This is a genomic window from Telmatospirillum siberiense, assembly GCF_002845745.1.
GTDB lineage: Bacteria > Pseudomonadota > Alphaproteobacteria > Rhodospirillales > Magnetospirillaceae > Telmatospirillum > Telmatospirillum siberiense.
The window spans coordinates 1-24,597 of sequence record NZ_PIUM01000052.1 but is presented as its reverse complement, the minus strand read 5'-3'; the positions used below and the strand labels follow the sequence as shown (position 1 = coordinate 24,597).

Genomic DNA, 24,597 nt, shown 5'->3' with positions numbered 1-24,597 from the left:
GAATCACATTGCTTCTGCCTTTGGTAGAATCTTTTTACGCCGTCATCTTGTGCGCAGGACTCGTCTTACGGGAAAATGGGGCGCGGCATCGGTAATTGACGACACGCCCTAAGTCCAAAGACGGGATGAGGGGATACCATCCGTAATAAACGATGCTTCTGGACAGTAAAGCCGGCATCTGTGATGCTCTCGAATCCCGTCCTGTGATTTTTGAAAAGCTGATGTCCCCACCTTTCCCATTGCCCCATCCGCCGCGCGCCTCCACCAAGACGGGAGACGAAGTGCCCGCCGAAGACGCCTCCAAGATGGTCAAATCCGTCCGCAAGCTGGATCCCGAAGGAACCAAACGCGAGATTTTGCGCGCGGCGCGCGCCGAGTTCGCCGAAAAAGGATTCAGCGGCGCCCGCATCGATGAAATCGGCGCCCGCACCAAGACCGCCAAGCGGATGATCTATTATTACTTCGGCAACAAGGAAGGGCTCTATATCGCCGCCCTCGAACAGGCCTACAGCGAAATCCGGGCATTGGAGCGGACGCTCGAACTCGACGACCTGTCGGCCGACGACGCCTTGTGCCGAATGATCGATTTTACCTTCGATTACGAACAGGCCAATGTCGAATTCGTCCGCCTGATCAGTTGCGAAAACATGAACTACGCGCGGTATATGAAGGATTCAAAAAAAATCCGCGAGGTAAACAGCAACATTATCGAAGCGATAGAAAAAATTCTCGACCGTGGTTATCTGGACGGATCCTTCACAAGGCACGCGCCCCCCGAAGACGTCCATTTCATGATCAGCGCCCTGTGCTTCTACAGAGTTTCGAATCAATACACGTTCTCGGAGATTTTTGGCTGCGATCTTGCCGCACCTGACACCTCCGCCCGTCATAAGAACATGATCCGCAACGCCATCCGCAGCTATCTGAGAAGCACCGAAGACCACGACTGACATCACCCTCGCGGTGATCCGAACCGATCACCTGCGGGCCGCCATTCAAGACGGTCAGGCATGGGCTCCCTGCCAGAGCCACTCTGTTTTATCCATGACAGCCGGAACTATTTCGCACCCTCGCCGAATGGCGAGAGGATGACCAGCGGGTGGCCGCCCGCCCGCCACGCCTCGATGCCGTCCCGATACCAGAAGACATGACGGTAGCCCAGGCTCAAGGCCCGTTTCGCCGCGTTCCAGGACATCCAGCAATCCGAACGGCAGTAGAAAACCAGCGCCCGGCCGGTATCGCCAGCTGTAAGACGCTCCAGGCTGTCGCTGAAATAGGCGAGGACGGTCGCCGGAGGACGGCCATGACCGACGTTGGGCAGCCACACCGCGCCGGGAATGCCCTCGTGGGGCGGCGGCATCCAGACATTGTCCGGCGCCAATCGCGGCGGCGGCGGCTCACGGGGCAGAACGTCGATGAGCAGAACGCGGCGATCGGCAAGGCGTTCGGCCAGCCCCGGCGTGTCGAGCACCACGGCGCCCCGCAGGGTCAAGGGGACCGGACTCCGATAGTTTTCCTCGCGGTAGCCGGCGGGTTCCGGCGGCGACACGGACCCTTGCGCGCAGGCGCCCAGGGCCAGCAGGACAAGAAGCGGAACCACGGGCGGGCGGGATATGCCCATGGTCATCGGCTCACCAGGGTTCCCCCTTGCTCGTCCAGGAGCGGCACGCCGTAATCGAGCAGGATCTGATTGATCTCGCCCTGTTTGGAACGGATAAGCCCGTTGATCTTGCGGCGCCAATCCGGCTCGTTGTGCCGCACGCCCATGGCGATATGGTAATCCATGCGGGGCGCCGACGGTTCCCCCTTCAGCAGGGCCACGCCGAGCGGCAACTTCTCCCGGCGGATGTAATAACCGGCCAGCGGCCCCCATAGCACGCCGGCATCGATGCTCCGCGCGGCAACGTCCTCGATCATCCGGCGGCTGGGCGCGTCCACCCGGGTGTCGACGGTCAGGGGATAGGGCCGCGCCCTGCCCATCAAACCGTGCCGCAGCACCAGATCGGCGGGCGGGGTGCCGCTGATCACCCCGATGCGAAGCTCTTTCAGCCGGGGATCGTCGAGACCGGAGAAAGGGGGATCGACGTCGTTGCGGAACACCAGCACATAGCTGGTGTAGTAATAGGGGTTGGTGGTGTCCAACTCGCCGTCGCCGGCCACCGTGCCCATGACCAGGTCGCAGCGCCCCGCCCACAGCGTATTGCGCAGGAAACCGATCACCTGGGGATACCAGACATATTCGACGGGCAGAGACATCTCGCGTCCGAGCAATTCGGCGATCTTGTTTTCGAAGCCCTCGCCCTTTTCGTTGGAAAACGGCAGATCGCTCGGGTCGGCGCAGACGCGGAGGCTGGTCCGCGCCACCAGATCGCCGGTCGGCGACTGAGCCACGGCCGCCTGCCGGCCACCGCCCAAGGCGAGCAGAAGCGCCGCGGCGAAGACCGTTGGCAACCATCCCGCCCGGCGCGCCCGCCTCATTTCTTCTCATCCTTGAAACGTTCGGGCCGTCCGCGATCGAGAGCCCCGTCGGACCGGGCTTTCAGATAGCCATAGATGTCATCGATATACATGGCCACATCCTCGACATTGGCGAACATCGGCATGACATTCTGGTTGGCTTGTCCGACATTGACCCGCCCGCCCATCACCGTCGCCTTGAAGGTGTCTTCCGACATGGTTTTCAACGAATTGGTGAGGTCGGGGGCATAAGAGCTTCCCGATCCGTCGGGGCCGTGACAGCGCAGACAGGATTCGCTGTAGCGCCGCCAGCCGTTGTAGGTGTTCTGGTCGGTCTTGCCATCCTTGACGACATAAGGTTTCTGATCCGCCGTGGCATTGGACAAGGTGGCGCTCAGCACGAGGGCGGCGAGGGCGAGACCCCCGCCAAACAGACGCAACATCATCAAGCGATCTCCTGAATTTCGGGGACCCGTGCGCGGAAACAAGGGGGGAAGGGCCGCTTCGGGATCGCGCCCCTTCCCTCCCGCCCTTAAGGCGGGCTTTTCCCTCAATCCACGGCGAACACGGTGAGAACCCCGCCCAACTGGGTATAGCTGGACAGCGCCTTGTAGGCGCCGACGGCGCCCAGACCGTCGGTTCCCTTGGTCAGGCCGGCCGCCAGGCCGATCCCGGCCCAACCGCCGACACCCGAGAGCACGGCGACATACTGCTTGCCGCCATGAACGTAGGTCATGACGTTGCCGATGATCCCGGACGGCGTCTTGAAGCGGTACAGTTCCTTACCGGTCTTGGCGTCCAGCGCCTTGAGATAGCCTTCGAGCGTGCCGTAGAAGACGACGTCTCCGGCCGTCACCAGGGCGCCGCTCCAAGCCGAGAACGGTTCACTGTTGGACCAGACGATCTTGCCGGCGCTGGCGTCCCAGGCGATGAAATTGCCCAGGTTGCTGTCGCCTTTCGGCGGATACATCGACAAGGTCGCCCCGACATAGGGCTGGCCGGCGGTGTAGGACACCTTGAACGGCTCGTAATCCATGCAGACATGGTTGGTCGGCACATAGAACAGCCCGGTCTTCGGCGAGAAGGCGGCCGGCTGCTCGTCCTTCGAGCCCAGGGCCGCTGGACAAATCCCTTCGCTGTTATGGTCGGGCCCGTTCAACTGGGTGCTGTACTGCGCCACCACGACCGGCCGGCCGGTCTTCATATCGATATGGCTTGCCCAGTTGACCTTGGGATCGAACTTCTCCGCCACCAGAAGCTCGCCGGTTTCGCGGTTGAGCGTATAGCCGAAACCGTTGCGGTCGAAATGAACGAGGGCCTTGGTCGGCTTGCCCTTCACCGGAATGTCGGCCAGGATCATCTCATTGACGCCGTCGTAATCCCATTCGTCATGGGGCGTCATCTGATAGACCCACTTCGCCACGCCGGTATCGGCGTCGCGCGCGAAGATGGTCAGCGACCATTTGTTGTCGCCCGGCCGTTGGGCGGGGTTCCAGGTGCTGGGATTGCCCGATCCGTAATAGACCAGATTGAGCTTCGGATCGAAGGAGATCCATCCCCAGGTGGCGCCGCCGCCGATCTTCCACTGATCGCCTTCCCAGGTGGAAAGCGAGGAGTTGGCGCCGACCGGCTTGCCCAGCGACAACGTCTTCTGCGGATCGAACAGGATCTCCTCGTCGGGTCCGACGGACGCCGCCTTCCAGGCCAGGGAACCGTCCTTGAGATTGTAGGCGGTCATCCGGCCCTGCACGCCGAACTCGCCGCCGCTGACGCCGACCAGCACCTTGTCCTTGATCACCACGGGAGCGCCGGTGGAGGTCTCGCCCTTGGTGGCGTCGCCGTTCTTCACCTGCCAGACGACGTCGCCGGTCTTGGCATCCAGGGCGACGAGAGTGGTATCGGCCTGGCTGAGAAGGATCTTGCCGCCGGCATAGGACAGGCCGCGATTGACCGTATCGCAACACATCACCGGAATGACCGCGGGATCCTGCCTCGGTTCGTATTTCCAGATGACCCGCCCCTCGTGATTGAGATCGAGGGCGTAAACGATATTGGGAAAGGGCGTATGGACGTACATCACATCGCCGATGACCAGCGGCGCCCCCTCATGCCCGCGCAGGACGCCGGTGGAAAAGGTCCACACCGGATGCAGGCGCTTGACGTTGTCCTTGGTGATCTGAGTGAGCGTGCTGTAACGCTGCGCGGCGTAATCATGGGTCGGCATCACCCATTGATTGGGATCCGTTTCCAGTTTCAATAACTCGTCGTTGGCTTTCGCCCCGACAAACGGAAACAGACATATCGCTGTTACCGCAAAGAATGTCCTCCATCCCATGGCGCTATCTCCCTGTTATTTGGTATCGTTGTGATGCGATTCACCAACACCATTCTTTTACAAGAGGTCCACACTTACTTAATATCCAAGACTATAAATTTAGTATTACAGATATTATACAAACAATATCTCAACAAGATATGGTTCTTATGGCGCATGTACCAAAGCTGATACTTTGGTACTGCTTTAAAAAAAGAGGGGACCCGAAGGGATGCGGTCCGCCCGCCGTGACGCCCGGCGGACCCTTGAGGGCCCCCTCTCCCGCGTCACGCCAGAGCCCTGGCGTGCCACCGCAGATGGTCGGCGACGAAGCTTTGAATGAACCAGTAGGAATGGTCGTAGCCTTCGTGCCGCCGAAGCGTCAGATCCTGTCCGCCGGCCTTCGCCGCCGCCTCCAGCGTTTCCGGCAGAAGCTGGGTTTCCAGGAATTTGTCCGCCAGTCCCTGATCCACCAGGATCGGCCCGGGATGCCGCCGCTGGGCCATCAAAAGGCTGGCGTCGTAGGCCGCCCACAGGCTGGGGCTGCTGTCCGGCCCCAGATAGCTGGAAAAGGCCTTCAATCCCCAGGGAACGGCGACGGGATTGGAGATCGGCGCGAAAGCCGAGACCGATTGCCAGCGTTCCGGCTGGCGAAGAGCGACGACCAGCGCCCCATGCCCGCCCATGGAATGGCCGAAGATGCCGCGCCGGTCGCCGAGAGCCGGGAAATTCGCCTCGATCAGGGCGGGCAGCTCGCGGCTGACGTAGGAATACATGCGATAGGCCTTGTTCCAGGGCGCCGCCGTGGCGTCGACATAGAACCCCGCCCCGGTCCCCAGGTCCCAGTCGTCCTCCTCGCCGGGGATGGCGGCCCCGCGCGGGCTGGTATCGGGGGCGACCAGCATCAGGCCGAGTTCGGCGGCCAGGCGGATGGCGCCGGCCTTGATCAGGAAGGTCTCCTCGTTGCATTCGAGGCCGGCCAGGTAGAAGAGGGCCGGCACCGGCCCCCTGTCGGCCTGGGGCGGCGTGAAGACGCCGAAGCGCATGTCGGTGCCCGTCTCTCCGGAGCGGTGGGTGTGGAAGCTTAAGCTTCCACCGAAACACCGATGCCGGGCGCGTGTCGCGATCTCGCTCATCAGTAGACCACGACGCTACGGATCGACTCGCCCCGGGTCATCAGATCGAAGCCGTCGTTGATCTTCTCCAGGGGCAGGATATGGGTGATCAGGTCGTCGATGTTGATCTTGCCGTCCATGTACCAGTCGACGATCCTCGGCACGTCGGTCCGTCCGCGGGCGCCGCCGAAGGCCGAGCCCTTCCAGACGCGGCCCGTCACCAATTGGAACGGCCGGGTGGAGATTTCCTTACCGGCGGCGGCGACGCCGATGACGACGCTGACCCCCCAGCCGCGATGGCAGCATTCCAGGGCCTGGCGCATCACGTCGGTATTGCCGATGCATTCGAAGCTGTAGTCGGCGCCGCCCTTGGTCAGTTCGACCAGATGGGGCACCAAGTCGGCCCCGACGTCCTTCGGATTGACGAAATGGGTCAGGCCGAACTTGCGGGCCAGGGCCTCCCGCTCGGGATTGAGATCGACGCCGACGATCATGTCGGCGCCGGCGATGCGGGCGCCCTGGATGACATTGAGCCCGATGCCGCCGAGGCCGAACACCACGACATTGGCCCCCGGCTCGACCTTGGCCGTATAGATGACGGCGCCCAGGCCGGTGGTCACCCCGCAGCCGATGTAGCACACCTTGTCGAAGGGCGCGTCCTCGCGGATCTTGGCCAGCGCGATCTCGGGCAGCACCGTATAGTTGGAGAAGGTCGAACAGCCCATGTAATGCAGGATCGGCTTGCCGCCGATGGAGAAGCGGCTCGACCCGTCCGGCATCAGGCCCTTGCCCTGGGTGGCGCGGATCGAGGTGCAGAGGTTGGTCTTGCGCGACAGGCAGGACTTGCACTGGCGGCATTCCGGCGTATAGAGCGGAATGACGTGATCGCCCTTCTTGAGACTGGTCACGCCGGGCCCGACATCGACGACGATGCCGGCCCCCTCATGACCCAGGATGGCGGGAAAAAGCCCCTCCGGATCGGCGCCGGACAGGGTGTATTTGTCGGTATGGCAGATCCCCGTCGCCTTGATCTCGACCAGAACCTCGCCCGCTTTCGGCCCTTCCAACTGGACCGTCTCGATGACCAGAGGCTTTCCAGCCTCGTAAGCAACCGCTGCCCGCACATCCATCTTGATCTTCTCCACGATTACGAAACCCGCCCCAGGCCGGACGCGGCGGCACGCCGCTCCGGCGGGTTCCGGGGTCCTTCCTCCGCCGTCAGGCGTGAAGGACTCCGGATGCCTTGGCTATATGGGTAGCGATGAAGTCCATCAAAGGAGGCGACAGGGCGTCATAGGGTTCCAACCCCAATTCCTTGAGGCGCGAACGCACCGCCCCCTGGTTCGCCGGATCGGCCCCCGATTCGATGATCGAGGAGACGAAGGCGGCGAATTCCGGCGCCGACCATCCCGTTTGCGGCGAAAGTTCGGTATGGATGAAATCCAGTCCGTAGAAGGGATGCTTGGTGTTTTCGATGCGGCCGAACATATGCACGCCGCATTCCTTGCAGGCATGCCGCTGGATGGTGGCGGAAGGATCGACGACGGCGAGTTTGTCGGCGTTTTTCGTCACGCTGACGGAATCGCGGGGAACGACGGCGATCATGGCGAACTGCGCGCCCTTCGGCTTCCAGCATTTCGTACAGCCGCAGACGTGATTGTGGGCCGACTGGCTCTTGACCGTGACCTCCACGGGATTGCTCGCGCATTTGCAGTGAAGCGTCCCGCCGGTGAAATCCTTCGCCGTGGGCTTTATTCCATGATCTACGGACGGATGAATCGAAACCGCGCCTGCCATCGCATGCCTCCCGATGTTTTGTCCCGGCCGAATGGCGGAACGTTTTGGAACGACGTCGATTATCGCCGGCTCCGCCCGGTGGTGGCTTGCCCGGCAGGGAAGCCTCCCTTGCCTGCCGGAGAAACAAGGCGCCTTTCGCCCCCCGACAAAAGTCGGATTGGTTCGCCGCGACCTCCTCCCCTACACTTGATCGAACTCTCAACCAAAGGGGGCTGGCGACGTGCCCGATAAACTGACGCTCCTCGGAACGTCCGAGATATCCGTCTCGGACCGCCCCCGTTTTTGGTCGGACTGTCTTTCGGAATTGTGCGGACGGCTGCACAGCGACCCCTTCGGCGCCGAGACCATCGACGGCCGCATCGAATACGGAACCATCGGGCGGCTCAAGCTCTGTCAGATCGAGGCCAGCCGGCATCGCGTGGCGCTGCCGGCCGAATGGACCGGCGAAGGCAAGCATCCGGTGGTCAAGGTGGTCTTACAGACGCAAGGGTCCTCGATCTTCGAACAGGACGGACAATGCGTCAAAGTCTCGCCGGGCGAAGGACTGGCCTATGACGTCTCGCGCCCGCACCGCATTTCCAGCCCGGCCTTCACCCGGCATCTGGTGGTGATCATCCCGCGCGATCTAGCCCTCCAGCACGGGTTCAAGCAAAGCGCCATCGCCGGGCACCATTTTTCGGCCAGGGGCGGCATCGGCCGCCTGGCCTCCGACCTCGTTCATTCGGCCTTCAAGGAAATGCCGGCCATTTCGCCCGATTGCGAAAACGAACTGGCCGAATCGATCCTGAACCTGCTGTTCCTGCCGCTGCCGCAAAACCAGACGGCCCGCAACGACCTTTCGCCCGGCGAGACGATGAAGCGGCAGATCAAGGATTACATCCGGCGCAACCTGCATGACCCGGATCTGTGCATCGAGCGGATCGCCGCGGCGATGAACTGCACCAAGCGCTATCTGCACATGGCCTTCGCCAGCGAGGGGACCACCATCGCCAAATATATCTGGCGGGTCCGTCTCGACCAATGCCGCCACGAACTGGAAAGCGCCCAGGGTTCCGGCACGACCATCACCGACGTGGCCTTTTCCTGGGGTTTCAACAGCTCGTCCCACTTCAGCCGCGTGTTCAAGGAGAAGTTCGGCGTCTCGCCGTCCCATTTCCTGCGGTAGGGGCGGACGATTCCCGACGGGAACACGAATGCTCTGCGCGCACGGAACGACCCGAAAACAGCCTTCGTTCGATGCCGGCGAAATAACGCTTCGTCACCAATAACCGATAACCTTCCACCAGACGAGTCCGACCGAGAAGGTCAGAATCACATTGGTCGTCACGACCGCAAGGTTGATGGCGTAGAAGCGTGGACGGTTGAAATAGCCCTGGGCGAAATAGATCGGACCCGGGCCGCCGCCATATTCGGTATTGCCCCACATCAGATTCGAGAAGATCCCGAAGCAGATCGCCACCATCATCGGCGGCGCGCCGGCGGCGATGGCGACGGCGGTGAACGGAAGATAAAGCGCGGCGACATGTCCGGTGGCGGTCGCGAAAGCGTAATGGACATAGATATAGCTGACGCCGAGGATGATGAAATTGGCGATCCAGCCGACCCCGCTCACACCGGTGCTGAACTGGGCGGTCATCCATTTGATGAACCCGAGATCCGACAAGCCGGTGGCCAGACTGATGATGGCGCCAAACCAGATCACCGTGTCCCAGGCGGCGTGATCGTTCAGCACGTCTTTCCAGTCGACCGAACGCACGACGAACAGATAGGCGACAAGACCGAGGCCGACCGTCGTCGCGTCGAGACCGGTCAGCAGACTGGTTCCCCACCCGATCAGCGCGAGCAGAAAGCCTACGGCGACACGCTTCTCCTGGCTCGACATCGGCCCGAGGGCCGCCAGTGATTTGCGCCCCATCTCGCGCGCTTCCGGCGTGCGCTTGAGTTCGGGATCAAGCAGCTTATAGACAAGCAACGGCATGATGCAGAAACAGACCGCCGACGGCACCACGGCCGCCACGAACCATCCGAACCAACTGATTTCCAGATTGAGCGACTGTTTGGCGAGATTAACGATCAGCGGATTGGCCGCCATGCTTGTCATGAACATCGCGCCGGTGATCGGCGTGAACTGAAAGCAGACCATGGTCAGAAAATCGCCGATCTTCTTACCGGAAACCCCCGGCCCCGAGCCGAGGACCTCGTTGATCGACCGGGCCACGGGAAAGATGATCCCACCGGAACGGGCGGTCACCGACGGCGTCGCCGGCGCGATGATCAGATCGGTCACGCCAAGCGCATAGGCGATCCCCAGGCTGCTGCCGCCGAACAACGAAAGCATTTTATAGGCGATGCGTTTGCCGAGCCCCGACTTGATGAAACCCAGCGACAATATGTAGGCGCAGAAAATCAGCCAGACGGTGCCGCTGGCAAAGCCGGACAAGGCCTTCGCCTGCGACAGCGTGCCGGTGAAAACCGCCACGCAGAGCGCGATGATCATCACCGCGCCCGATGGCAAAGGCTGAGTCAGGATCGCGCATATCATGGCGGCGAAGATGGCGAACATGTGCCAGGCCGGCAGGGTAAGGCCGTTCGGTGCCGGCGACAGCCAGATTGCCACCAGGATGACGAGCGGCAACGCGGTGGCGATGACGGTTTTGCGTATGGATTGAAATCCGGTTGAAGACATGGAGCCCCTCCCAGGGGTTGGAGCTTTCCGGTTTCTCCGAAAAGCTCCGTCGCTGCGGTGCGGAAAACCCGGTAAGGGCCTGGGACGGAATCACCGAACCAGGCACTCTAGCCCGAGCGGCGCCTCTCGCCCGCCGACAGCGGAGCGGAGGCGTCATATCAAACCTAAGGGCGTGGTGCGATTACTTCGCGCCACGCCCTTAGCGCTTGGCGCTTGGCGCCCGCCAGGACGCGGTCGACCATTTGCGATGCGACGCCCAGATAATTGACCGGATCGGTCAGGCGATCGATCGCCGCCCGGTCCAGATAGCCGGAGACTTCCGTGTTGGAAGCCAGGATATCGGCCAGTTTCCGCCCGGTTTCGTTGGCGGTGCGGCAGGCGCCGTAAACGACGTCATGGGCCTGTTGCCGGCCGATATGGGGCGCCAGTCCCATCATGACCGCCTCGGCGACGATCAGCCCGTTCGTCATGTCGAGGTTCTTGCGCATCCGCGCCTCGTCGACGATCAGGCCGCCCAGCATGAACTTGGCCTGATTGAGCGCGCCAGCGGTGAAGACGAACCCTTCCGGGATGGCGATCCATTCCGTGTGCCAGGGGCCGGTGGCGCGTTCGAAATCCTGAACCATGGCATCGACCATCAGCCCCGCCTGCTGGCGGACGGATTTGGCTGCGGCCAGCATGAGTTCGCTCGAAATGGGATTGCGCTTCTGCGGCATGGTGCTCGAGGCGCCGCGACCGGACACGAAGGGCTCGAAGACTTCGCCGAATTCCGTCGAGGCCATCATCATCACGTCATAAGCGATCTTGCCCAAAGACCCGGTGACCAGCGCCAGGAAGTTGATGGCTTCGGCGAAGCCGTCTCTGGCGACGTGCCAGGTCGAGGCCGGAATGCCGAGACCAAGCTCGTGCATCATCGCTTCCTGCACATCGAGCCCGCGATCTCCAAGCGAGGCAAGGGTTCCCGCCGCCCCGGCGAATTGCCCGACCAGAACGCGGGGACGAAGCTGCGCCAGGCGCTCGGCATGCCGATCGAACATCGCCAGCCAAATCGCCGTCTTGTATCCGAAGGTGATCGGCAACGCATGCTGGAGATGCGTGCGTCCGGCCAGCGGCGTATCGCGATACCGCAGCGACAAATCGGCGAGAATGCGACGAAGCTCGGCGATATCGGTCGCGACGAGGTCGAGTGCGGCGCGGATCTGCAGCACGACCGCCGTATCCATGATGTCCTGGGTGGTCGCCCCCCAGTGAACGTAGCGGCCGGCTTCACCGCACATCTCCACCAACTGGTGGACCAGGGGCAGAATCGGATATCCGACGATCTCGGTTTCGTGCCGCAAGCGGTCCAGATCAAGCTTGTCGAAATCCGACCGCGCGGCGATTTCCCGGGCGGCCTCGGCCGGAATCACGCCGCATTTCGCCTCGGCCCGCGCCAGGGCGATCTCAACCTCGATGTAGCGGGAGATCAACGCGCGATCCGAAAAAATCTCACGGATCTGCGGTGTCCCGAAGGCGTCGCGATACAGGATCGAATCAACGACGGTGGTGGAAGTCAATTGGCTGCTCATTCTGCCTGCCTCATTTTGTCCGGACATTATATACTGCGCGAACCATACATAATGTCCGGACAAAATGCAATCGACAGAAACGAGGGGCAGAAGCGATGGGTTGACTGCCGGGACCTTTTGGATCGAGCATGGGGACGACATGAAAGAAACCCGATACGCGCAGGTGGCGCGCGATATTTCAGAGGGAATCGCCTCCGGACAATTCCCGGTCGGCTCCCAGCTTCCGACCGAAGCGGTGCTTTGCGAGCGTTATGGGGCGAGCCGCCATACCGTGCGCAGCGCCATGCGCGAACTCCAGGAAATGGGGCTGGTCTCGCGCAACAAAAAAGCGGGCACGCGGGTGGAGGCGACCCCGGCGTCGATCGGCTATCGCATCTCGCTTGCCTCCATTGACGATCTCAGCCAATTCGGCGCCAACCATGTCCGCGTGGTGCGGCAGGTCCAGCCGTTCGTCACCGACGAAACTCAGGCGAAAATCTTCGGCTGTCCGGTCGGAGCCCGCTGGCTTCGCATATCGAGCGTGCGGTTGAGCAGCCATTTCAACGATTTGCCGATCGGGTGGACGGACGTTTACGTCGAGGAGATATATCCCGGCCTTCCGGACGTCGTCAGAAGACAGCCGGAACGTCTGGTATCGTCGCTGATCGAGATGAATTACGGCCTGTGCGTCGCCGAAGTCCGCCAGACCATCGAGGCCACCGTCGTGCCACCGCATCTGACGGACGAGTTGCGCGTCCCCCCCGGTTCGCCAGCCCTGAAGATCATGCGATATTATTTCGACGTGACGGGAAAATCCTTCGAGACCTCGATCACGATTCATCCCGCCGATCGTTTCGTCTTTTCGATGCGCCTGACCCGCGAAAGAATGGCCGGTTAGGGCTTGGGGCGAAATTATCGCTCCAAGCCCTGAAGCCCGAGCGGCGCATGAGCCGGCCGAAGCCGGAGGCGCAGGCATCATATAAACCCTTAGGCTCTGGAGCGATTGTTTCACACGATTACGAAAACGCGCAGGCCGAATCGCCTCTCAATCTGCCGTTTGATGGGAACAGAAATCCCGGATCAATCATGCTGCGGTCTGGTCCTGGATGGTCAGCAGGATCAGCGGCCGGCCGCTGGCTTTGCAGACAATTCGGCGTCCGTTGAGCAGCATCTTGCGATGCCCGAGTCCCGGGAAGCTATGGTCCACCTCGAATCCATCGAAGGTCTGCTGGTTCGGCAGGATGGTTTCCAATAGCTCCCGCAAGGCTGGGATATCCCATTGATGGTTACCGAGTGAATGGATCGACCGACCCTGGATCTCGGCCGGCGAAACTCCGAACTCGTGATAGAATGCGCCACTGGCAGAAATGACGTTGAAAGAGCCATCCAGCACCAGCATGGGCTTCCCGATGGCATTGATGATACCTTCGGCAATGTCGTGCACCTCCTGCTCCGCCACTTCGGCCGCTATCCGGGCGCTGATATTGGAGAAGGTCATCACGACACCGTCGATGACGTTTTCAAGAGTTCGGTAAGGCTGGATGCGGGCCAGATACCAGTCGCCACCGATGGTCCGCACCTCCCGTTCGTAGGGTATCAGGGTATCGATCACCGTTTGGGCCTTGGCGAGCAGCCCATCATCATCAAGGTCGGATTTGATGTCACCGAGGGGGCGACCGACATCAGAGGCGATAAGGCGATATACCTTGGCAGCCTCGCGGGAGAAGCGCCGGACGTTCAGATGATCGTCAATGAAAATGGTGCCCACATTGATGTTGTCGAGCAGGTTCTTCATGTCACTCTGCATTCCGGCCAACTGCTCGATCTTAGCCTGAAGCTCGGCATTGATGGTGGTCAGCTCCTCATTGACCGATTGCAACTCCTCCTTGGACGTTTCCAGTTCCTCGTTCGTGGACTGGAGCTCCTCATTAGTGGACTGAAGTTCCTCATTGGTAGATTTGAGTTCTTCGTTCGACGATTGCTGTTCCTCGATTGTGGCCTGAAGATTTTCCTTGGCGTAGGAGAGATCCCGCTCCAGTTCTTCGATACGTTTTAGATCGGACGGATCGGCGGCCCGCTTGTGTCGCAGCGGCTTGGCGGGAGGCAGTGCAGGCAAATCCTGAAAACTGACCAACACCACTCCCTGGCCGGATTCCGCGTCGTGCAGGGGCCTTACCTCAAGAATTACTCTTCGTGCTTCCCCACCGGCCATGAACGAAACCTCGTGACCAAGGGTTGCCTTCCCTTGACTAATGGCAAGACCGAAGGCCGTGCGCACGGCCAGTTGCAATCCATCCTGGACCATCTCGATGGCGTTGAGGGTGGCGTGACCGGGCGGTGGTCGCAGATACCGGTCGGTATCTCCGTGAATATAGAGCGTTTCACCCTTGAGATCGGTCACAACCGAAGCTGGAGCGAAGGCCTGAAGCAACGCCCGCCGGGTCAGCTCTGCGATATTGGTTTCTTTGGCCTTGATCATCTGTACCTCGGGAAACTTGGCGCCATTATCGGTAGCCCAGGACAGTCCTCCGGGCATCACCGCACAGTGCGAGGTAATGGACCCGGTGGTTCGATAAAACTTCCATTTGCGGCTGATGAGCGTGAACAGCTCAGTGTGGCTGCCGATACTTTCCGATGGGGAGAGAAACAGCACCCCACCGGGTTTGAGGGCGTAGTGAAAGGCCGGAATGAGGCGGCTTTGCAAGCCAGATCCCAAATAAATCATCAGATTGCGGCAACTGACCATATCCATCTTGGTGAAGGGAGGATCCTTGATGACGTTCTGGATTGCGAACACCACCATTTCCCGCAGTTCCTTCTTCACCCGGTAGCCGTTATCCTCCTTGATGAAGAAACGACGCAGTCGCTCGCTTGATACGTCCCGTGTGATGTTGTGAGGATAAAACCCAGCGCGGGCAAGGGCGATAGCGTCGTCGTCGAGGTCTGTGCTGTATAGCTGGATTTTGAATTCACGGTGAGCTTCCTCCATGATCTCGCGCAGGATCATGGCGATGGAATATGCCTCCTCGCCGGTGGCGCATCCCGCCACCCAGAGACGGAGTACATAGTCGTCGGGCTTGTCAGCAAGGATTTGCGGCAAAATTTCCTGCTTCAGCAACACGAATGCCTCTGGATCGCGGAAAAAACTTGTGACGTTGATCAACAGTTCCTTGAACAGAGAGTGCACCTCGTCCGGCTTACTCTTGAGATGCCGTGCATAGACCTCGATGTCCTCGATGTTGTGTTGCGCCATCCGCCGCTCGATGCGCCGCCCGATAGTGCTTTTCTTGTAACCTGAAAAATCGTGGCTGGTGCCCGAGCGCAGCAGCATCATGATCTGGTTCATGCCGCTGATGGTGGCCGGAGCGGGCTGCGCGCTCTTGAGGCTTGACTGAGGGGAACGACTGAGCAACAGCAGATCGGCCATTTGGTCGGGCGCGACAACATGAGTAGCGACGCCAGCGTTTATGGCGCTCGATGGCATGCCGTCGTATTTTGCCGTAGCTGGATCTTGCACCAGGGATACACCGCCTTTGTCGACAATGGCGCGGAGTCCCTGAGTCCCGTCAGTGCCGGTGCCAGACAGGATGATGCCTATGGCCCTTTTTCCCTGATCCTCGGCCAGCGAACGCAAAAAAGTGTCGATGGGCATACGATGACCACGCTCCTGTTCGGGAGCGCTCAGTTGTAGAGTCCCATGGAGCAGAGTCATGTCGTGGTTGGGCGGGATAACATAGACCCGGTCAGGTTCAATCGCCATTTGGTTGGCAACCTCGACAACCGGCATGGAGGTGGCCCGTTGCAGGATTTCGGTGAGAATACTGACATGGCTGGGATCAAGATGCTGCACCAGCACGAACGCCATGCCGCTATCTACCGGAAGATGGCGAAAGAACGCCATGAATGCCTCCAACCCTCCAGCGGACGCTCCAAGGCCGACTATGGGGAAATCATTCGAGGGCGTCGTCCTGACCTTGGGTTTTGTCGTCACAAAATGTCTCCTGAGTCTTGGACAAGACTACAATGGTCGACAGCGTATCCGTCGATACAGAGATCTCCCTCATTAGGGGCCGAGGATGGTGAGATTGATCTCGGCGATCATTTAGCTTCGATCAACGGCACCTTCCTTATAGTCGGTATGTTTGGTGACGACCAGTCAGTCAGAGGACGCCACTGTCCGCCTTTTGGATCAGAGGCATCCTGGAATCCAGCAATGAAATGGGGGACCATCGGATCGATCTGGCGACGACATGGGCGGGAATGGTGTCGGTAAGCGGATCCTCGATGAATGACGGCTTGGGGTCGGGCTTCGCCGATGCACCCGCCGATACCCCGAAAAGCGTCACTTTGCGGCGTGCCTGGAAAGCTGACTGAAGTGAAGGACAGTCAGCTTTCCAGGTCGCCAGACTGGAATAGGCCGCGATCTAACGGGTCTCCCTCCTTGAAGTCTTAATGAAGTCGATGAAGGCTCGCAGTGGCGCTGGCACCAGTCTTCTGCCGGGATAGTAGAGAAATGGTCCGGAGAAGCTTGTCCACCACGGCTCCAGCACTGGGACGAGCGCACCGCTGATAAAGTGCGGACGCAGCCAGTCTTCGAAGAGGGCAACGATCCCCACGCCTGCAATGGCTGTGTCGACCGCCAGTTCCATCGCGGCACCGGCTTGGACGGTGAGCGGCCCTTTCGGCTCGATGCGAACATGCTCGCCGTTGTGCTCGAAATCCCAAGAGAACAATGTCCCGCTGGGAAATCGTCCCTGAAAGCAGGCGTGCTGCAGCAATTGGCTTGGATGATCAGGGGTTCCTCGACGATCGAGGTAGGCAGCCGCCGCACCCAGGGCAAAGCGCTGAATGCGGGGACCTATTGGCACGGCAATCATGTCCTGCGCCAGGCGCTCTTCGTAGCGAATGCCGGCATCGCATCCGGTCGCCAGGATGTCAACGAAGCTTTCCTCCGCCACGATCTCCACCTTGATGTCGGGATAGGCAGACAGGAAATGCGGGAGAATGGCGGGCAGGACCGTGCGGGTTGCGCTCACGGGAACATTGAGGCGAAGCGTGCCCATGGGCTGTTCCCGATGCGCATTCACGGAATCGGCTGCCAGTTCGATTTCTTGCAAGGCAGGAGCCAGCCGGACAAGCAGATCCCGTCCCGCTTCAGTCGGAGATACGCTGCGCGTCGTCCGATTGAGCAACCGCACGCCCATTGTCGTTTCTAGGCGCCGAACTGCGTCGCTCAGACCGGATGGACTCTTGTTGAGTTCGCGTGCCGCGTCGCGGAAACCACCCCTCCGGGCAACGACAGCAAAGACATTCAGATCGTTGAGATCGAAATTCATTGTCCGCTCCGCCGCACAACCCGTGCAGATTGTTGGTGGTTATCGCGGCAATCCGCAAGGGCTATCTAATTCCGGACATCAATGGAGACCATCATGTCCAATATCGAAGCAGCCAGTACATTCACTTTGGGCGACCGGCAGGTGAAACGGCTGGGGTATGGGGCCATGCAGTTGGCGGGGCCGCAGGTTTTCGGCCCTCCACGCGATCCCGACGCCGCGCGGGCGTTGTTGCGTGAGGCCATCGCGCAAGGCGTCAACCACATCGATACCAGCGACTTTTACGGGCCGCATGTCACCAATCAACTGATCCGCGAAGCCCTTTCGCCTTATGCCGACGATCTGGTCGTCGTCACCAAGATCGGCGCCGTTCGCGGCTCCGACGCTTCATGGCTTCCGGCCTATTCGGCACGCGAGTTGGTTCAGGCCGTGGAAGACAACCGGCGCAATCTGGGCGTCGACGTCATTGACGTGGTCAACCTCCGTATCATGTTCGGCATGGGGCCGGTGGAAGGCTCGATCGAGGCGCCGCTGACCGCTCTGGCGGAGATGCGGAGCCGCGGTCTGGTCCGCCATATCGGCCTGAGCAACGTCACTCCGGCCCAGGTCGCCGAGGGACGCGGCATCACCCCGATCGTCTGCGTGCAGAACCATTACAATCTCGCCCATCGCGAAGACGACGCCTTGGTGGACGCACTTGCTGACGATGGCATTGCCTATGTGCCCTTCTTCCCGCTTGGCGGCTTCAGCCCGCTGCAGTCTTCCACCTTGTCCGCAGTGGCGAATCGGCTTGGCGCAACACCCATGCAAACCGCCTTGGCTTGGCTGCTGCGCCGCTCGCCCAACATCCTGCTCATTCCCGGCACCTCTTCGGTGTTGCACCTCAAGGAAAATCTCGCCTCCGGACAGATCGAGCTTTCGGATGACGACCTGGCCGAACTCAACGGCATTGCCGGGTCTTCAAACTGATGCGCGAAGGCGCATTGCGGTGGCGAACGCCGCCTGCAATGCGCCCCGGTGTCAAGTGGACGATCGTGCCGCCACGACTGCTTTTCAGGCAAGCCGGGCTTCGTTCTGCGGGAACAGGACGGCGTGCCTCGCTGTCGAGTTCGCCCTTGTGAGCCCGCTCAGAACGGCAACCAACTGCTTCCGCTCATCCGAGAACTGCCAGACAGCAACCGGCCCTTCGCGGCTGTTTTGCGCCCATTCAAGCCGTTCCGTGAGTCAGTGCGGATTTCCGAAATCAGACGTTACGCGGAATGGCTGCGCCGGCAGTGATGCGCCCAAGGACGTCGTTCAAGAGCATTGTCGCAACGCCCGAAAGCTGCCGTTGATTTCCGTCGCCAGATTCAGGGTCTGATCCCCATCGTCGGATAGGCCCTCCATGATATAGCACCCTTGAAATATAGCACAGAGTTCTACATATTGGGTTTGCGGGACGGGCATGGGAGCGGTCGGCGGTTGAGAATCTACAAGAGCAAGTGGTTTGTCCGGTTTGCCAAGAAAGAGCGCATTGCCGACGCCAAACTTTGCGAAGCCATCGAGAACGCGGAGATGGGCCTGATCGATGCGGATTACGGCGACGGCTTGATAAAGCAGCGCATTGCCCGCCCGGGCGAGGACAAGTCGGGCGGATACCGGTCGATCATCCTCTTTCGAAAGGGCGAACGGTCGTTTTTCGTCTACGGCTTTGCGAAGAGCGACCAGGACAACATCGATAAAAGTGACGAACGCGATTTCAAGGAATTGGCCGCCGTGTTGCTGAATGCCACGGAAGAGCAGTTGGCGGATCTGCTGGAGAGCGGAAAGTTTCAGGAGGTTCAGTACAATGGCCAAAACTAAGGCTTACAAGAGCGACGTGAAGGCTGCAATCCACGAGACGGCGCTGGACCTGCATGAGACGGGGCTCATTGACAAGCACACGATGCGCCGGTTTGACCAATCCTGCCTGACGCCGGTCCGGAAGTTCACGGCCGAAGAGATCCGCGCCCTGCGCGAGCGTGAACAGGTCAGCCAGACCGTGTTCGCCATGTATCTCAATGTCACGAAGGATTCGGTAAGCCAATGGGAACGGGGCGACAAGCGGCCCGCAGGCCCGGCGTGCAAGCTGTTGTCCATCGTCGCCGAGAAGGGCTTGGCGGCCATCGCCTGAGGCTTTGCGGATACCATTCTCCCGGTCACTGTTGGCCAAGAGGAGAACGACCATGGGACATTCCGAATATGATCCAGGCGTTAAAGATCAGCGACCGTGGAACGCAGGCCGAAAGATTGGTGCCAAGCGCGCACTGAAGCCGCAGCAAGTCTGGGCTATCAGGTTCTGGTTGGATCAGGAGCGCCGGCTGCGTGACCGCGCGATGTTCGATCTGGCGATCGACAGCAAGCTTCGCGGATGCGATATCGTCAAAATTAAGATCGGCGAGCTTGTCAGCGGCGGCCGGGTGCGTTCAAGAGCGATCGTTATTCAGCAGAAGACCGGCCGGCCCGTTCAGTTCGAACTCCTTGAGACGGCCCGCATTACTCTCCGCATCTACCGCCCGACGTACAGCATCGATTGCTTGGCCGGTCGTACAAGTGAACCATTCACCATCGAATTTATGCGTTGAAAGCATCCTCTGAGCGCGGTGCTCAGCATCTTTGGCAATCGATGGCGCACAAGGCTCGATGTGAAAAAGCGCAAGACGAAATGGCGAGCCCGTTTGGAGATTCTGGCGACGAGTCTTAGGATCTCCGGAGCTGCCGATCTTAATCTTTCCATCCTCAGATTTCAGGGCATAAACGAAGGATTCCATTATTGTTGAATCGTCGCCGAGCATGCGTCTGGCCGCTTCGGCGTGCTCAGCGTTCAGGCATTTGATCGCAGACCATTTCGTCGGCATGGCCATTGGCAGCGTTTGCCCTGAATGAAATCGAGGTCTGCCGCTTTCTTCAATCGCCAATAGGCGCCTGACACCTTTTATTATAGAAACTCCGATCCCGTGGGGCTCCCTGTAGTCCTGCCATATGCCGAAAACGAGATCACAATTTGAAATTATTCTGTTTACTGGATGGGTTGTCCCATCCATGTACAGAATATTCTGGTTCGCCATGGCGACGATCTCGACCAGTTGTTCACGATTCATCTTTTGGGAGTCCTGCGCTATGGCCGATCAATACGGTTTGACATTGTTACAGAGTATAAAATCAAAGGGCAGAATTTAGTTGGCGTCAATTTCGTCTTTCCCAACGCCATTCAACAGGCATGTCACCGATGGGTCCGATTTTGTCAAATAACCTTCCCACGTCAACGTCTGGTTTACCTGTTGCGCATCAGATAGCCGCCACTCTGGTTTCGGCCCCTTGCGTCCATAGCGTTCTCGAACGGGCCGGCGAACCGATGACGCTGGAGCAGGGGATCCATCACCAAGTGCGAGACGATCGGCGACAGAGGAACGGCTGGACCGTGCAGTCATTGGAATCGGGTAAGATGGGGGGATTGCAGCCCGATGTCGATCTGCCCCGAAGTTCTCGCCAGACAATGTCGTGACAAATTTAGTGTGCTTGTGCTAGGAAGGGGGCAAGGAGATTTTCTCATGGCCACGGTAACGCGTTCCGAAAAACTTGATCTGCGCCTGACACCCGAGGCTAAGCGGATGCTGGCCGCCGCCGCCCGGGCGACACGGCGTTCGGTCAGCGATTTCGTGCTGGAAAGCGCGCTCGCCCGCGCCGAGGAGACGCTGCCCGACCGCCAGCATTTCGGGCTGGACGCCGAGCGCTGGGATGCGTTCCTGACCGCGCTGGAGGCGCCACCGCGACCGATGCCCCGGCTGCAGCGGCTTTTGACCGAGCCAAGCGTATTCGAACGCGATTCCGTCGAATAAGGGCATGCCATTTTATATCGAGAAACTGCGGCGCGATCACCGCGTCGACGGATTCGACTGCGGCAAGGAACCGCTCAATCGGTTCCTGATCCGGTTTGCCCTGCAGAGCCAGTTGTCGAACAGTTCGCAGACCTATCTTGCCCTGGCGGATGACGCCGTCGTCGGCTTCTACACCCTGGTGTTTGGCGATGTCGCCTATGACGACGCTCCCGAGCGGCTACGCAAAGGGGTGGCCAGGCATCCGATCCCGCTGATGATCCTTGCCCGTCTTGCGGTGTCGCGCCCCTGGACAGGAAAAGGTCTGGGCGGCGGCCTGCTGAAGGACGCCATGTTGCGGACGCTTGAAGCGGCGGAGATCGCCGGTCTCCGTGCCTTTGCCGTTCATGCCAAGGATGACGAGGCCCAGGCCTTTTACAAGCGGTTCGACTTCATTGCCTCGCCCAGCGACCCGATGCATCTGTTCGTGCTGCTGAAGGATGTCCGGGGGATGATCGGTTAGCCGGGCCCATCGCTGGCGGCCGCCAAAAGCGGCACGACCAGATCGCTGATTGGCGTAGGAATGCCATGAGATCGGCCATATCGCTGTACGACCCCATTCCTGATGTCCCATTCGAGAGGGCGGCCAGCCTGCCGGTCGGCGAGGATGGACGTGCCCAAGTCGGCCGGGAACGCATGAAACTTATCGACGATCTCCTGCGGCACCTCGTCGCCCAGGACTGCCCCCTCCGCGCGAGCGACCGCAAGACATTCCCGCAGGTAAGCGAGGGACAAATCGGTGATATCGTCTCGGGAGAACATGCCGGCACGACGGCCCGTCAGAACCATCAAACCCGCCACCGCGTTTTGCAGAAGCTTGCGCCAAGCGATGGAGGTAAAATCCGCGGCGACATCGACCGAACACCGCGTCCCTTGCAACGCCGCCAGCACCACGCCGGTCATCGGCGTATCCGGCAAGGTGAGGCGGGCTTTTCCACGCAGCCAGACCGAGGCGTCCGGCTCGCGCTGGGCGGGAAACCACACCACCGAGGGTAGCACCGGGCTGCCGGGCAGGTACGGCGCGACGAGGGTCCTCTGCTCCACGCCGTTTTGCAGCACGCAGACAACAGTCTGCGCAGCGCACAATGCGGAAAGCCACGGCGCCGCCGCCTCGACCTGTGTTGATTTCACCGCGACGAAAACCAAATCGACCGTCTTTTTGATCTCGGTCGGATCCGTCCGCACGGGGCCTGGGACAACGACATCCCCGCCGTCAACGCGCAACGTCAGATGCTCGTGCGCCGAGCGGCCGCAAATCGTCGGCGTGCGCCCGGCCTCATGAAGCGCCGCCGCGATGGTGGTGCCGATGGCCCCCGGACCAACGAGGGCGATGGTGGGATTTTCAGACATCATCATGATCCTTCCGTCCTGATTGTCATGGATTGCCCCAGCGGCTGGGCAAGTGGGGCAGCAGCGTCAGTACAAGCGGAACGATCAGGACAGCGGTCGCCGCCGAGGCCAGGCCGAACTACGGCCAACGATTTCCGGGAGTCGTCTTGGATCGGTCTGTCGGGGACGTCATCTGCAGTGTTCGGTCGAGCCTGTTGTCGATCGCAACGGTATACAGGTGAGATTTTATCGACTAGCCTGTTTTACATCACGAATAGCGTTCGTTTTTCTCACGGGTTTGCCGAATGCGTCGTCTTCCCCCCTTGAACGCCCTGCGCATCTTCGAGGTCGCCGCCCGGACGGGGAGTTATGCCGAGGCCGGAGTCGAACTTGGCCTCACCCATGGTGCGGTCAGCCGGCAGATCGCCGCGCTCGAAAACTGGCTGGGGCAGAGGCTTTTCACCAGGGACGGCCGCCGCATGGTGGCGACGCCGATGGCGAAGATCTTCGCCGCCGAGGTCGGCCTTTCGTTCGATCGCCTCGCCGTCGCGGCGGAAGCCTGCGGTCGGCCCGCCGCGCGCCGCATCCTGCGGGTGAGCGCCCCGACCAGCCTGGCGATGCGCTGGCTGATCCCCAGGCTCGATCGCTATCACGCCGAGCATCCGCAGGTCGAAGTCGTGGTCACGACGGTTTCATGTGTGATGGAGGATTTGCGCGGTGGCGTCGATGTGTCGATCCGACGCGGCGTTGCCCGGGAGGATCTCTGGCCCCAGCATCGCGTCGTGCCGGTGCTGGAGGATGTGGATACGCTGATCATGAGCCCGGCACTGTTCGCACGTCGGCCGGTCCTGAAGCCGGCCGACATCGAGGGGCACACGTTGCTGGCCAGCGAAACCCGCGCCGGCGATTGGGCGAACTGGCTCGACGCGGCCGGGCTTCAACACCTTGCCGGACTTCCCCGCCAGACATTCGACCACTTCTTCGTCGCACGCCAGGCGGTGGAAGATGGGCTGGGTCTCGGGATCGGCCCGCTGCCAATGCTGGAGATCGACGTTGCCAATGGACGGTTGATGACGCCACTGCCGGACATCCGGGTTCGACGGACGGGTTATGTCGCGATCACCCCACGTCATGCCGATGCCGGAAACCTGCTCGCCGGCTTCGTCGACTGGCTTGTCGAAGAGGCGCGCGGCTCGGTTGGTGGCGTTCAGCGGGAACATTGAGCGCAAGTAGGACCAGTCGTGACGGGTTTGCTCCCATGTCGGTCGATCCGTAGATCAGCGCCAGTTTTCTAAAGCGGACGTTGCTTTGATCTGTTGCGTCGGCCGTTGAGGGCTAATTGCAGTCACCAACGTCGACTGACGCGGCCAACAAATCTGCGCATTGTGGTGGTCGGCACTCTTCCACTTTTTAGGGAAGATCTTCGCGTGAACACGGCTGCTCGCCAAATCCAGAGTTGGACGACAAATAATGCGGCCCACAGGTGCTCTAAAGGATTCGTAGCGGCATATTTCGCAGCGGTCGCAGGCCAGAAGTACTTGACTAATTTTTTCATCCCGTAAAATCTTAATGGCGTCATGTCTGCCCTGTATAGCTAGCAATGGATTAATTTTATCTTAGTCAGTGGCCATCATGACAGATAAAATATGATGCGGGGTGTTTCTGAAAAATAGATAGTATTGCGTGTCGACGCTTTCAATATTATTCGTATGGAAATTTAGAAAATGGTTAATTTCATAGGTGTTATTTTTACTGTTCTTGGCGCATTGGTTGCGATCATCGCATATATTTGGCCGCCTGCGCCGGCTGTCCAGCCGCCTCCGAATGTGGTCTCTCCGCCAGCGGCCACTAGCCAGACAGCGGCCGCCACCAATAAAACGGGCAATGAGGCTAGCGACCAAGCGACGCCCCCGCAGGGCGATTATGCCAATAAAAAGAACCTGCCTGAACGCACTCAACAATCTCAGGCGAAAGCCAACCCATATAAAGGCCTTCCCAACACAAAGCCGCTCAAACTAGTGCATTGACGCAAACGGAGGATTCACAGGCAGCCTGAATCATGCGATTCTCTCGGCATGGCTCAGACCGTCTGCATCCTGCTTTCCGTCGAAGACCGCGAGCGTTTG

The 24,597-nt window shown here is 60.3% G+C and carries 24 protein-coding genes; 11 read left to right on the top strand and 13 right to left on the bottom strand.

Going from position 1 to position 24,597, the window contains the following annotated elements; translation table 11 throughout:
• Window positions 1-221: 221 nt before the first annotated feature.
• Window positions 222-950 (top strand): TetR/AcrR family transcriptional regulator, encoded by a 729-nt coding sequence (locus tag CWS72_RS26210; RefSeq protein WP_241911900.1) that lies wholly within the window; start codon window positions 222-224, stop codon window positions 948-950.
• 107 nt (window positions 951-1,057) lie between these two features.
• On the opposite strand, the gene CWS72_RS26205 is transcribed toward CWS72_RS26210, so the two are convergent.
• From CWS72_RS26205 to gfa, 7 genes are all read right to left on the bottom strand, one after another.
• Complete coding sequence (locus tag CWS72_RS26205) at window positions 1,058-1,627, bottom strand: PQQ-dependent catabolism-associated CXXCW motif protein (protein WP_199176002.1); 570 nt, start codon at window positions 1,625-1,627, stop codon at window positions 1,058-1,060.
• On the bottom strand, window positions 1,624-2,478 hold the full coding sequence (locus CWS72_RS26200; RefSeq protein WP_101253616.1) for a substrate-binding domain-containing protein: 855 nt from the start codon (window positions 2,476-2,478) through the stop codon (window positions 1,624-1,626). The genes CWS72_RS26205 and CWS72_RS26200 overlap by 4 nt, the downstream gene beginning before the upstream one ends.
• Entirely contained in the window at window positions 2,475-2,903 is a 429-nt protein-coding gene (locus CWS72_RS26195; RefSeq protein WP_101253615.1) for a c-type cytochrome, read from the bottom strand. Before CWS72_RS26195 ends, CWS72_RS26200 begins: the two co-directional genes overlap by 4 nt.
• A 104-nt stretch (window positions 2,904-3,007) precedes the next feature.
• Window positions 3,008-4,792: a methanol/ethanol family PQQ-dependent dehydrogenase gene (locus CWS72_RS26190; RefSeq protein ID WP_101253614.1), complete on the bottom strand. Its 1,785-nt coding sequence runs from the start codon at window positions 4,790-4,792 to the stop codon at window positions 3,008-3,010.
• Window positions 4,793-5,058: 266 nt separating this feature from the next.
• A complete protein-coding gene (fghA, locus tag CWS72_RS26185) occupies window positions 5,059-5,907 on the bottom strand; it encodes an S-formylglutathione hydrolase (protein WP_101253613.1) in 849 nt (282 codons plus the stop codon).
• Window positions 5,907-7,016, bottom strand: coding sequence for an S-(hydroxymethyl)glutathione dehydrogenase/class III alcohol dehydrogenase (locus tag CWS72_RS26180; protein ID WP_101253620.1), 1,110 nt, complete (start codon window positions 7,014-7,016; stop codon window positions 5,907-5,909). Before CWS72_RS26180 ends, fghA begins: the two co-directional genes overlap by 1 nt.
• An 88-nt stretch (window positions 7,017-7,104) precedes the next feature.
• Window positions 7,105-7,683, bottom strand: a complete 579-nt coding sequence (gene gfa / locus CWS72_RS26175; RefSeq protein ID WP_101253612.1) for an S-(hydroxymethyl)glutathione synthase — start codon at window positions 7,681-7,683, stop codon at window positions 7,105-7,107.
• A gap of 220 nt (window positions 7,684-7,903) precedes the next feature.
• Between gfa and CWS72_RS26170 the strand changes: the two genes are divergently transcribed.
• The gene (locus CWS72_RS26170) at window positions 7,904-8,848 is read left to right on the top strand and encodes a helix-turn-helix domain-containing protein (protein ID WP_101253611.1); all 945 of its coding nucleotides are present in this window, start codon (window positions 7,904-7,906) and stop codon (window positions 8,846-8,848) included.
• A 93-nt stretch (window positions 8,849-8,941) separates the two neighbouring features.
• Here the strand turns inward: CWS72_RS26170 and CWS72_RS26165 are convergent, their stop codons facing one another.
• Together CWS72_RS26165 and pcaB are read right to left on the bottom strand one after the other, a co-directional pair.
• Window positions 8,942-10,369: a DASS family sodium-coupled anion symporter gene (locus CWS72_RS26165; RefSeq protein ID WP_101253610.1), complete on the bottom strand. Its 1,428-nt coding sequence runs from the start codon at window positions 10,367-10,369 to the stop codon at window positions 8,942-8,944.
• 164 nt (window positions 10,370-10,533) lie between these two features.
• A complete protein-coding gene (pcaB, locus tag CWS72_RS26160; protein ID WP_101253619.1) occupies window positions 10,534-11,937 on the bottom strand; it encodes a 3-carboxy-cis,cis-muconate cycloisomerase in 1,404 nt (467 codons plus the stop codon).
• Between the two features lie 139 nt (window positions 11,938-12,076).
• Here pcaB and CWS72_RS26155 point away from each other — a divergent pair, with 139 nt between their 5' ends.
• Complete coding sequence (locus CWS72_RS26155) at window positions 12,077-12,814, top strand: GntR family transcriptional regulator (protein WP_101253609.1); 738 nt, start codon at window positions 12,077-12,079, stop codon at window positions 12,812-12,814.
• Window positions 12,815-13,000: 186 nt separating this feature from the next.
• On the opposite strand, the gene CWS72_RS26150 is transcribed toward CWS72_RS26155, so the two are convergent.
• A complete protein-coding gene (locus CWS72_RS26150; RefSeq protein WP_274540622.1) occupies window positions 13,001-15,907 on the bottom strand; it encodes a chemotaxis protein CheB in 2,907 nt (968 codons plus the stop codon).
• A gap of 227 nt (window positions 15,908-16,134) precedes the next feature.
• Between CWS72_RS26150 and CWS72_RS27985 the strand changes: the two genes are divergently transcribed.
• Window positions 16,135-16,290, top strand: a complete 156-nt coding sequence (locus tag CWS72_RS27985; RefSeq protein WP_158240833.1) for a hypothetical protein — start codon at window positions 16,135-16,137, stop codon at window positions 16,288-16,290.
• 50 nt (window positions 16,291-16,340) lie between these two features.
• Here CWS72_RS27985 and CWS72_RS26140 read toward each other — a convergent pair whose 3' ends face one another.
• Entirely contained in the window at window positions 16,341-17,252 is a 912-nt protein-coding gene (locus CWS72_RS26140; protein ID WP_101253607.1) for a LysR family transcriptional regulator, read from the bottom strand.
• 93 nt (window positions 17,253-17,345) lie between these two features.
• Here CWS72_RS26140 and CWS72_RS26135 point away from each other — a divergent pair, with 93 nt between their 5' ends.
• The 3 genes from CWS72_RS26135 (at window position 17,346) to CWS72_RS26125 (ending at window position 19,401) form a co-directional block, all read left to right on the top strand.
• A complete protein-coding gene (locus tag CWS72_RS26135) occupies window positions 17,346-18,218 on the top strand; it encodes an aldo/keto reductase family oxidoreductase (protein WP_101253617.1) in 873 nt (290 codons plus the stop codon).
• Window positions 18,219-18,710: 492 nt separating this feature from the next.
• Complete coding sequence (locus CWS72_RS26130; protein ID WP_101253606.1) at window positions 18,711-19,091, top strand: type II toxin-antitoxin system RelE/ParE family toxin; 381 nt, start codon at window positions 18,711-18,713, stop codon at window positions 19,089-19,091.
• Window positions 19,078-19,401 carry a helix-turn-helix domain-containing protein gene (locus CWS72_RS26125; RefSeq protein WP_101253605.1) on the top strand — a complete coding sequence of 108 codons (324 nt, stop codon included), beginning with the start codon at window positions 19,078-19,080 and terminating at the stop codon, window positions 19,399-19,401. Before CWS72_RS26130 ends, CWS72_RS26125 begins: the two co-directional genes overlap by 14 nt.
• A 292-nt stretch (window positions 19,402-19,693) precedes the next feature.
• Here CWS72_RS26125 and CWS72_RS28865 read toward each other — a convergent pair whose 3' ends face one another.
• On the bottom strand, window positions 19,694-20,038 hold the full coding sequence (locus CWS72_RS28865) for a GIY-YIG nuclease family protein (RefSeq protein ID WP_420824088.1): 345 nt from the start codon (window positions 20,036-20,038) through the stop codon (window positions 19,694-19,696).
• Between the two features lie 780 nt (window positions 20,039-20,818).
• Here CWS72_RS28865 and CWS72_RS26110 point away from each other — a divergent pair.
• Both CWS72_RS26110 and CWS72_RS26105 read left to right on the top strand, forming a co-directional pair.
• Complete coding sequence (locus CWS72_RS26110; RefSeq protein ID WP_101253603.1) at window positions 20,819-21,106, top strand: type II toxin-antitoxin system TacA family antitoxin; 288 nt, start codon at window positions 20,819-20,821, stop codon at window positions 21,104-21,106.
• Window positions 21,107-21,110: 4 nt separating this feature from the next.
• A complete protein-coding gene (locus CWS72_RS26105) occupies window positions 21,111-21,605 on the top strand; it encodes a GNAT family N-acetyltransferase (RefSeq protein WP_101253602.1) in 495 nt (164 codons plus the stop codon).
• On the opposite strand, the gene CWS72_RS26100 is transcribed toward CWS72_RS26105, so the two are convergent.
• Complete coding sequence (locus tag CWS72_RS26100; RefSeq protein WP_101253601.1) at window positions 21,602-22,498, bottom strand: oxidoreductase; 897 nt, start codon at window positions 22,496-22,498, stop codon at window positions 21,602-21,604. The two genes, CWS72_RS26105 and CWS72_RS26100, sit on opposite strands and share 4 nt — an antisense overlap.
• 278 nt (window positions 22,499-22,776) lie before the next feature.
• Here CWS72_RS26100 and CWS72_RS26095 point away from each other — a divergent pair, with 278 nt between their 5' ends.
• Entirely contained in the window at window positions 22,777-23,694 is a 918-nt protein-coding gene (locus CWS72_RS26095; protein WP_101253600.1) for a LysR substrate-binding domain-containing protein, read from the top strand.
• A gap of 501 nt (window positions 23,695-24,195) precedes the next feature.
• On the top strand, window positions 24,196-24,498 hold the full coding sequence (locus tag CWS72_RS27570) for a hypothetical protein (protein ID WP_146002894.1): 303 nt from the start codon (window positions 24,196-24,198) through the stop codon (window positions 24,496-24,498).
• The last annotated feature ends 99 nt before the right edge of the window (window positions 24,499-24,597 follow it).